The 8,839-nt window shown below is 70.4% G+C and carries 8 protein-coding genes; 7 read left to right on the forward strand and 1 reads right to left on the reverse strand.

What is annotated here, in order from left to right:
- The first annotated feature begins 110 nt into the window (after positions 1–110).
- The 5 genes from ACWEFL_RS34850 to ACWEFL_RS34870 all read left to right on the forward strand — a co-directional run bounded on the left by ACWEFL_RS34850 (position 111) and on the right by ACWEFL_RS34870 (position 5,226).
- Positions 111–1,196, forward strand: a complete 1,086-nt coding sequence (locus ACWEFL_RS34850; protein ID WP_451720879.1) for an IS110 family transposase — start codon at positions 111–113, stop codon at positions 1,194–1,196.
- 35 nt (positions 1,197–1,231) lie between these two features.
- Positions 1,232–2,395 carry a zinc-binding dehydrogenase gene (locus ACWEFL_RS34855; RefSeq protein ID WP_451720881.1) on the forward strand — a complete coding sequence of 388 codons (1,164 nt, stop codon included), beginning with the start codon at positions 1,232–1,234 and terminating at the stop codon, positions 2,393–2,395.
- Positions 2,392–3,594 carry a CaiB/BaiF CoA transferase family protein gene (locus tag ACWEFL_RS34860; RefSeq protein ID WP_451720883.1) on the forward strand — a complete coding sequence of 401 codons (1,203 nt, stop codon included), beginning with the start codon at positions 2,392–2,394 and terminating at the stop codon, positions 3,592–3,594. The genes ACWEFL_RS34855 and ACWEFL_RS34860 overlap by 4 nt, the downstream gene beginning before the upstream one ends.
- An 85-nt stretch (positions 3,595–3,679) precedes the next feature.
- Positions 3,680–4,078: a Zn-ribbon domain-containing OB-fold protein gene (locus tag ACWEFL_RS34865; protein WP_451720885.1), complete on the forward strand. Its 399-nt coding sequence runs from the start codon at positions 3,680–3,682 to the stop codon at positions 4,076–4,078.
- Positions 4,075–5,226 (forward strand): thiolase family protein, encoded by a 1,152-nt coding sequence (locus tag ACWEFL_RS34870; protein WP_451720887.1) that lies wholly within the window; start codon positions 4,075–4,077, stop codon positions 5,224–5,226. Before ACWEFL_RS34865 ends, ACWEFL_RS34870 begins: the two co-directional genes overlap by 4 nt.
- 122 nt (positions 5,227–5,348) lie before the next feature.
- On the opposite strand, the gene ACWEFL_RS34875 is transcribed toward ACWEFL_RS34870, so the two are convergent.
- Complete coding sequence (locus ACWEFL_RS34875; RefSeq protein ID WP_451720889.1) at positions 5,349–6,101, reverse strand: GntR family transcriptional regulator; 753 nt, start codon at positions 6,099–6,101, stop codon at positions 5,349–5,351.
- 302 nt (positions 6,102–6,403) lie between these two features.
- On the opposite strand from ACWEFL_RS34875, the gene ACWEFL_RS34880 reads away from it, so the two are divergent.
- Together ACWEFL_RS34880 and ACWEFL_RS34885 are read left to right on the forward strand one after the other, a co-directional pair.
- Entirely contained in the window at positions 6,404–7,774 is a 1,371-nt protein-coding gene (locus ACWEFL_RS34880) for an MFS transporter (RefSeq protein WP_451720891.1), read from the forward strand.
- Between the two features lie 54 nt (positions 7,775–7,828).
- On the forward strand, positions 7,829–8,665 hold the full coding sequence (locus ACWEFL_RS34885) for an SDR family NAD(P)-dependent oxidoreductase (protein ID WP_451720893.1): 837 nt from the start codon (positions 7,829–7,831) through the stop codon (positions 8,663–8,665).
- The last annotated feature ends 174 nt before the right edge of the window (positions 8,666–8,839 follow it).

An 8,839-nucleotide genomic window follows, 5' to 3' on the forward strand; every position in this document is an offset into this window, starting at 1 on the left:
CGGGCGTCTGTGACTTCATAGGAGCTTGTCGCAGAAGCCCCGTCACTGTCTTGTCCACCCGCCCGACCGGCGCGTGCCGCCCTCGGAACGGACACGCCACAAGGACGGACATGACCAGCATGACGTACGACAGCCCGCGGATCACCGGTGGAGTCGACACCCACGGTCTGACGCACCACGCGGCCGTGGTCGACCAGGTCGGCCGGCACCTGGCCGACCGGGAGTTCCCCGCCACCGTCCGCGGCTACCGGGACCTGCTGGCGTGGATGCGCTCGCACGGCGAGCTCGTTGCGGCCGGGGTGGAGGGCACCGGCGCCTACGGTGCCGAGCTCGCCCGGGTCCTGACCGCCGCCGGCGTCACGGTCGTCGATGTGGACCGTCCCGACCGCAAGACGCGGCGGATGAGGGGCAAGTCCGACCCGGTCGACGCCTACGCCGCCGCGACGGCCGTGCTCTCCGGACGCGCCACCGGCATCCCCAAGAGCCGGGACGGCGTGGTCGAGGCGGTGCGGGTGCTGCGGATCGCCCGCCGAAGCGCGGTCAAGGCCCGCACCCAGGCGATGAACCAGATCCGCGGCCTGCTGGTCTCGGCTCCCGCAATGCTCCGCGAGCAGGTCGCGGGCCTGGACCGTGCCGCGCTGATACGGACCCTGGCCCGGCTGCGGCCAGGTGACGACCTGTCCCGGCCCCTGGCCGCGACCCGTGCGGCTCTGCGGCGTCTGGCTCGTCGCCACCAAGCGGTGGACGCCGAGATCACCGAGCTCGACGCGGAGATCGGCCCGCTCGTCTCCCGGGCGGCCCCGGTTCTGCTGGGGCTGTTCGGTGTCGGTCCCGAGACCGCCGGCCAGCTCCTGGCCTCGGCCGGGGACAACCCCGAGCGCATGCGTTCGGAGGCCGCGTTCGCCCATCTGGCCGGGGTCGCCCCGATTCCCGCGTCCTCCGGCCGCACCCACCGCCACCGCCTCAACCGCGGCGGCGACCGGGCCGCGAACAACGCTCTGCACACCATCGTCCTGGTCCGCATGCGCTTCGACGAACGCACCCGCGCATACGTCGAACGCCGCACCAGGGAAGGGCTCTCGAAGAAGGACATCATGCGCTGCCTCAAGCGATTCGTCGCCCGTGAGGTCTACCGCGCCCTGACCTGCACACCAACCGAACGAAACAGTCAAAACGACCTTGCTCCTGCCGCTTGACGTCTATAGGAGCATCCGACCAAGGAGACAGGGACATGCCGGAAATGACGATCGACATCCCCAAGACCAGCCGGGCCGCGGTCCTCACCGCGCACGGCGAACCCCTCGACGTGCGAGAACTCCCCGTCCCCGGCGAGCTGGAGCCCGGAGCCCTGCTCGTCAGAATCGAAGCCGCCACCGTCTGCGGATCCGACCTGCATCTGTGGGACGGATCGCTGGCAGGCAGCCAGGCCCTGGCCCTGCCCGTGATCCCCGGGCACGAAATGGTCGGCTCCGTCGTCCGGATCGGCGAAGGAGCCGGGCGCGACACCTTCGGCACCCCGCTGGAGCCGGGCGACCGCATCTGCTTCACCCACGCCTCGTGCAACCAGTGCGAGAACTGCCGCCTCCACAACCAGCCCACCCTCTGCGCCAACCGGCAGTACTACATGTTCACCACCTGCGCCGAGACCCCGTATCTCGTCGGAGGCTTCGCCGAGTACTGCTACGTCTTCCCCGACTCGGGCCGGGTCAAGGTGCCGGACGAGGTGCCCACCGACTGGGCATCGGCCGCCAGTTGCGCCCTGCGCACCGTGGTGCACTCCTTCGACCGCATCGGCCGCGTCAACCCCTGGGAATCGGTCGTCATCCAGGGCTCCGGGCCCCTGGGCCTGTTCGCCACCGCACTCGCCGACCGTCTGGGCGCGGAGCGGATCATCACCATCGGCGCCCCCGACGACCGGCTGAAGATCGCGACCGCCTTCGGCGCCACGGACACCGTGTCCCTGGCCGACGCCCCCGAGGCACAGGACCGCGTCGACGCCGTGCGGGAACTCCTCGGCGGCCGTGGCGCCGACGTGGTCTTCGAGTTCTCCGGAGCGCGGACCGCGTTCACCGAAGGGCTCGGCATGATCAAAGAAGGCGGCCGCTACATGGTGACCGGCCAGATCGACGGACCGGGCAAGGAAGTCCCCGTCAGCCCGGGGTTCATCACCCGGCGGCAACTGACCATCATGGGCACCTGGTCCGGACACATCGCCGAGTACCGCAAGGCGCTGCAGTTCATGAAGAACAGCCGCCACCGCTACGACTTCGGCACCCTCGTGCCCCACCGCTACCCCCTGGAGCGGGCCACCGAAGCCCTGACCCGGATGCGGGCGCAGCAGGACATCAAGCCGGTCATCGTGCCGCACGCCACCGCCGCACCGGAGCCGTCATGAGGCCGCTGGACGGGCTCGTCGTCCTGGAGATGGGCCAGTACATCGCGGCACCGTACTGCGCGATGATGCTCGCCGACCTCGGCGCCGACGTCATCAAGGTCGAGCGCCCCGGCACCGGTGACCCGCGACGGTCCTACGACCCCCTGATCTCGGACGGCGGAGGCCGGCTCAGCGGCGGCTTCCTGAGCTACAACCGGAACAAGCGGTCGATCACCCTCGACCTCTCCGCCGAAGAAGGCCGGGACCTCTACCGGCGGATCGCCGCCAAGGCCGACGTCATCGTGGAGAACCTGCGCCCCGGCGCGGTCGACCGGCTCGGCGTCGGGTACGACGTACTCAGCCGGGACAACCGGCGGCTGATCTACTGCGCCATCAGCGGCTACGGACGTTCCCCCGGCCACCGCGGCGTCTACGCGGACCGGCCCGCCTTCGACACCGCCATCCAGGCGATGGGCGGCATGATGGCCGTCACCGGCGAGCCCGGGGGGCCGCCCCTGCCCACCGTCACCGGCTTCGCCGACCTGTTCACCGCCGTGCACGCCGCCTTCTCGGTCCTCGCGGCCCTGCAGGGCAGGGCCCGCACCGGACACGGCACCTTCGTCGACCAGAGCATGTACGACTCGACCGCCTCCCTGCTCGAACGAGAGCTGATGCTCTGGGACTTCACCCGCCAGGAGCGCCGCCGCGGCGTGGACGGCTACGCCCCGCTGGGCTCCCTGGAGGCCGTCGACGGACACATCGCCCTGATCGTCCCGACCGACGAGATGTGGCGCCGGATGTGCAAGGCCATCGACCGCGAGGATCTGCTCGGCCATCCCCTGCTCGATTCCGTACCGGCACGGGCCGAGAACTTCACGACGGTGATCAGGCCCGAGGCCGAGCGCTGGACCCGCGCCCGGACCCGCGCCGAGATCGTCTCCCGGTTCGCCGAATGCGGGCTCCCGGCCGGTGTGGTGCAGACGATCCCCGAGATCTACGACTGTCCGCACCTGGCGGCGCGCGAGATGTTCCTCGACATCGAGGACGCCCACGCGGGACGCCGGCGCATGATCCGGACGCCGGTGCTCCTCGAAGGCTACGACCTGCCCCCGCCCGCGTCCGCCCCCCAACTGGGCGCGGACAACGAGGACGTGTTCCGCGGGCTGGGCGATGCCACACCCCAGGACCTCACGCGCTGGCGCCGAGCCGGCGTCATATGAAAGCGACCGTATGAACAGCCGTATGAACGACCGTGTGGAAGCGGTCGTAGGAAAGCGGTCGCAGGAAAGCGAAGGCAGACCACTCATGACCCCACCCCTGGCCTCTTCACGGCCCGACGTCTTCACGGCGGACCCGCCCACGCTCCTCGCCTCGCACTGCCGCGCCTGCCAAGCCACGGCGTTCCCCCCCAGGGACGCCTGCCCCTCGTGCGGCGACGCGACCGAGGAACGGACCGCGCTGTCGCGCGCAGGAGAGATCTACTCGTACACCGTGGTGCGGCAGGCGCCGCCCGGCCTCCCCGTCCCCTACGTCCTCGCCTACGTCGATCTGCCCGGGGACGGCGTCCGGGTGATGTCACGGCTGGAGGGCTTCGATCCGGACGCGGTCCGCATCGGGGCGGCCGTACGGCTGGGAACACGCCCCGCCGACGGGGACGACGAGTCCCTCATGTTCGCCTTTCTGCCCGACGAGGAGCCGTCATGACCCTGTCACCGGTGCACATCGCGGCCGCCGGCATGGTCCGGTTCGGCAAGCACCCGCGCGAGGTGACCCTCGAGGCGATGGGCGCGAAAGCCGCGCGCGAGGCGATGGCCGACGCGGGCGTCGGACCGGCCGGCATCGAGGCCCTGTACGTCGGGCACGTCTTCGGCGGGCCCGTCGCGGGACAGCGGATCGGCGCCCGTATCGGCCTGGCCGGCAAGCCCGTGAGCAACCACGAGAACTACTGCTCCAGCGGTGCGACCGCGCTGCGCGAAGCATGGATCGCCGTCGGCGCCGGCCTGTACGACCTCGTGCTCGTCGTCGGCGTGGAGAAGATGACCGACAGGATCAAGGGGGGTGTCCGGCCGGACCCGGACGACCTCGACGCCGCCTCGGGATTCATCTTCGCCGCCGGGCACGCCCTCAGCGCCCGCCGCTACATGGCCGACTACGGTGCGACCCGCGAGCAGATCGCCATGGTCGCGGTGAAGAACCACGCCCACTCGGTCATGAACCCCTACGCCCACTACCACAAGCCCGTCGCACTCGAGGAAGTCCTGGCCGCCCGCTCCATCGCGGAGCCCCTGGGACTCCTCGACTGCTCCCCGATCAGCGACGGCGCGGCCGCCGTGGTGGTCGCCAGTCCGGCGGGGCTGAGGAGGCTCAGGGCCGGTGCGGCGCCGAAGCTGGCCGCCTGCGCTCTGGTGAGCGGCACGGTTCAGGGCGGGCTCACCGATGTGAACGAGGAGGACGTCTCGCGGCGCGCGGGGCAGGAGGCGTACCGCCTCTCCGGCGTGGGAGCCGAGGACGTCGACTTCGTCGAGATGCACGACTGCTTCACCATCGCCGAGATCGTCCGGCTGGAAGGGCTCGGACTGCTGCCGAGGGGGGAGGGAGCGCGACTGACCGAGGCCGGTCACACCAGCCTCGGGGGGCGGCTCCCGGTGAACCCCAGCGGCGGGCTGCTGTCCCGCGGGCACCCCGTGGGAGCCACCGGGGTGGCACAGGTGTGCGAGCTGTTCTGGCAGTTGACCGACCGCGCCGGCGGCAGGCAGGTCGACGGCGCGCGCACGGGCCTCGCCTACTGCAAGGGCGGTTCCGTCAGCGGTACGGACGGCGCGTCCGTCACGACAGTGGTCATGCAGCGGTGAGACGGCCGGGGCCGGCCACCGTCGGCCCCGGCCCGCTCTCCTCGGCGCGCCCGGCGAACCAGCGCGCCCGGTGAACCAGCGCGCCCGGTGAGTCCCGCCGATGGATCAGTGCGGGCGGCGGATCAGTGCGAGCGGCGAAGCTCCATGCGGTAGCCGTAGCGCCGCGGATTGAAGTGCGACGTCGTGAACTCGACGAGGCTTCCGGCGGTGTCGTAATACAGGCGCTCGATCAGCAGGATGGCGTCTCCCGGTTCGCAGCCGATCAGCGCGGCCTCCTTCTCGGGGGCGTTCATCGCGGTGATGTCCTGCCGCACCCCCGCGACCGGGTGCTTCAGGAAGGGCTCGGCCGACCCGATGACCGTGCCCTCCCCGCGGGCCGGGATGCCGTTCTCGCGCAGCGTCTCCCCGAGGTCCGGGGCGACGTAGTGGCGGGTGACGACGAAGGGCAGCCCCTTGATGAACCGCCGGACCAGCGCCATGCTCACCTCGATGTAGGGCAGCTCGAGGCGGGTGGCGATCGCCGGATCGGTCTGTTGGGCGAACTGCTGGAGAACCTCGGTATCGGTATCGGGCCAGACCACGATGTCGTCGAGCGACCCGATCGAGCGCATGTACCGGCCGGTGAGCCGGCGCCCGCTGACGAAGGTGCCGCTGCCCTGCACCCGGTAGATGCGCCCCTCCGACAGCAGTGTCTGGAGCGCCTGGCGGACGGTGTGCCGGCTCACCTTGTACGTGGCCTGCAACACCTCCTCGGTGGGCATCTTGCCCCCCTCGCTGTACACGCCGGTGTCGATGTCCGTGCGCAACGCGTCGGCGAGTACGCGGTATGCCGCCGGCCTGCGAGGGGTGGCAGCGGGCTGATCTTGATCCGTCATCGGGGGTCCCGTCCCGTCCGGGGCCCCGCGCTTCCGCCGGGCCGTCCTGGGCCTGCCCTCCCGAGAATAATGTTGTACGGACCAATCGACAAGCATGGATGCCAGGACCACGAAGATCTACGTCACATTCATGCGCGTACGACTGTTGACGTCGACTTCGAAGCATCTCTACAGTCTCAAAACGTACGTACAAATTCACTTCTGGTTTTCGTGGATGGGTTGACGGGCGTCCCCATCCCGGCTGTAGCACCCCCAGCTACCGCGTACGACTGATCCGTGCATCTGCGAAAGGGATGTCAACGATGAGTTCCATGCCCGGTGCCTCCGAGAGCGCCGTCCCCAAAGGCACCGAACGAAGAATCATCGCCGCGTCGGCGGCGGGGAACCTGCTCGAATGGTTCGACTTCGCCATCTACGGTTTCTTCGCCGTCACCATCGGTGAGCTCTATTTCCCCACGGGCTCCACCACGAGTTCCCTGATGGCCGCTCTGGCGGTGTTCGGCGTCGCCTTCGTCGTGCGGCCCGCCGGCGGCTTCGTCCTCGGCCGGTTCGCCGACCGGGTGGGACGCAGGCCCGCGCTGACCCTGTCGGTCCTGCTGATGGGCGCGTCCACCACGCTCATCGCCTGTGTTCCCACCTACGAGACGATCGGGATCGCGGCACCGGTCCTGATCGTGCTGCTGCGCTGCGTCCAGGGTTTCTCGGCGGGCGGCGAGTACGCCGGCGCGGCCGCGTTCCTCATCGAGTACGCCCCGCGGACGCGCCGAGGACTGTGGAGCAGTGTCATCTCGGCGACAGCCGCACTCGGCGTCCTGCTGGCCGGTCTCACGGCGCTGGCGGTCTCCGCGTGGCTGTCCGGGGACCAGGTGGCCTCATGGGGCTGGCGTGTCCCGTTCCTGCTGGCCGCCCCCCTCTCGGTGGTGGGTCTGTACATGCGGCTCAAGCTGGAGGACACCCCCGTGTTCCGGGAGCTCGAACAGAACCACCAGGTGGCGAGCGACCCCCTGCGCCGGCTCGGCCGCCATGGCGCCTCCCGTATCGCGCTGGTGTTCGCGGCCACCGCCATCGCGGGTCTCGGCTTCTACTACCTCGCCGTCTACGTCGTCACGCACCTCGACACCGTGGTCGGCTGGGACAAGACCGACGCCCTGCTCGTCACCATCGCCGGCCTCACGCTGTACTCGATTCTCTGCCCGCTCGCCGGCATGGTCGGAGACCGTTTCGGCCGCCGGCGCACCACCATCGCGGGCGGTGTGGGACTGGGTCTGGTGGCCGTACCGAGCTTCCTGCTGATCGGCACGGGGAACGTCTGGCTCGCCCTGGCGGGACTGGCCGTGTTCGCCGTCTTCGAGGCCCTCGTGAACGTCATGCTCGGTGTGCTGCTCGTGGAGCTGTTCCCCGCGCACACCCGCGTGAGCGGGGCCTCCATCGGCTTCAACCTCGCCCAGGCCGTCATCGGCGGCCCCGGCCCGCTCATCGCGGCGGCCCTGGTGACAGGTACGGGCATCTGGGTTTCCCCCGCCTTCTACGTGGTGGCCGTGGCCGCCGTCGCCACGGTAGTGCTGCTGCGATACCTGCCCGAGACGCTGGGGATCGACCTCGCCCAGGCGGGGGAGAGCGAGAACGCGCCGACCACCACCGCCGCCGCCGCCGTCGTCGACGCCGTCCGCTGACTTCCCTTCAGGGAGTGAACGGGAAACGCGGAAGAGCGGAAGAAGGGATCACCCATGGCTACTTGGTTCATCACCGGCGCCGCCCGCGGACTCGGTGCGGAGATCGCCCGAGCCGCGCTCGCCCAGGGCGACGACGTCGTGGCGGCGGTCCGCGACCCGGACCGTGTTCCGGAGGAGTTCAAGAACTCCGACCGGGTGCTCGCCGTCGCACTGGACGTGACCGACGGCGCCGGCATCCCGCGGGCCGTCCAGGCGGCCGTGGACCGCTTCGGCGGTATCGACGTCCTGGTGAACAACGCCGGCCGCGGCCTGCTGGGCGCTCTGGAGGAGATCACGGACGCCGAGGCCCGCTCCCTCTTCGACCTCAACGTCTTCGGTCTCATCAACGTCACCCGCGCCGTGCTGCCCGTCACGCGCGAGCGGAACTCCGGCAGGCTCGTCCACATCGGCTCCCGCTCCGGCTTCGAGGGCGAGCCCGGCGTCAGCATGTACTCCGCGTCGAAATTCGCCGTCGCCGGTATCAGCGAGGCCCTGTCGGCCGAACTGGCGCCGTTCGGCATCCAGTCGATGGTCGTCGAACCGGGCGTGTTCCGCACCGACTTCCTCGACGCCAGTTCCCTGTCCGTAGCCGCCACCCGTATCCCCGACTACGACGGCACCCCCGCCCACGTCACGCTGGACTGGATCGACAAAGCCAACCACGCCCAGCTCGGCGACCCGGTCAAGGGCGGCGCCCTCATCGTCGAAGTCGCCTCGGGCGACAAGCTGCCCACCCACCTCTACCTGGGCCGCGACACCCTCGACCGCCTCCAGGTCAAGCTCCGGCAGATCCAGGACGACCTCGCCCCTTGGCGCGAGAAGTCCGCGGCCACCGCCCACGACGACGGGTAACCCGCCACGGGCAACCCGCCCCGCCCGATCTCCGGCCACAAAACGTGGCGACCTTCCAAGGCACCGGTGGCCTAGCTGTGTGCCGGTGGCCGGGCGTCTGGCGCCGGACGGGGTACGGGAGTTGTTCCGGCGGCACCTCCCCGGGGGCAGCCGCAGAGCCCCTGTTCCCGGACG

Source organism: Streptomyces sp. NPDC004838, from assembly GCF_053600955.1.

Coding starts and splice junctions, on each gene's coding strand:
- ACWEFL_RS34865 (WP_451720885.1), top strand. CDS start 3,680: ATGACCCCACCCCTGGCCTCTTCACGGCCCGACGTCTTCACGGCGGAC.
- ACWEFL_RS34860 (WP_451720883.1), top strand. CDS start 2,392: ATGAGGCCGCTGGACGGGCTCGTCGTCCTGGAGATGGGCCAGTACATC.
- ACWEFL_RS34855 (WP_451720881.1), top strand. CDS start 1,232: ATGCCGGAAATGACGATCGACATCCCCAAGACCAGCCGGGCCGCGGTC.
- ACWEFL_RS34870 (WP_451720887.1), top strand. CDS start 4,075: ATGACCCTGTCACCGGTGCACATCGCGGCCGCCGGCATGGTCCGGTTC.
- ACWEFL_RS34885 (WP_451720893.1), top strand. CDS start 7,829: ATGGCTACTTGGTTCATCACCGGCGCCGCCCGCGGACTCGGTGCGGAG.
- ACWEFL_RS34850 (WP_451720879.1), top strand. CDS start 111: ATGACCAGCATGACGTACGACAGCCCGCGGATCACCGGTGGAGTCGAC.
- ACWEFL_RS34875 (WP_451720889.1), bottom strand. CDS start 6,101: ATGACGGATCAAGATCAGCCCGCTGCCACCCCTCGCAGGCCGGCGGCA.
- ACWEFL_RS34880 (WP_451720891.1), top strand. CDS start 6,404: ATGAGTTCCATGCCCGGTGCCTCCGAGAGCGCCGTCCCCAAAGGCACC.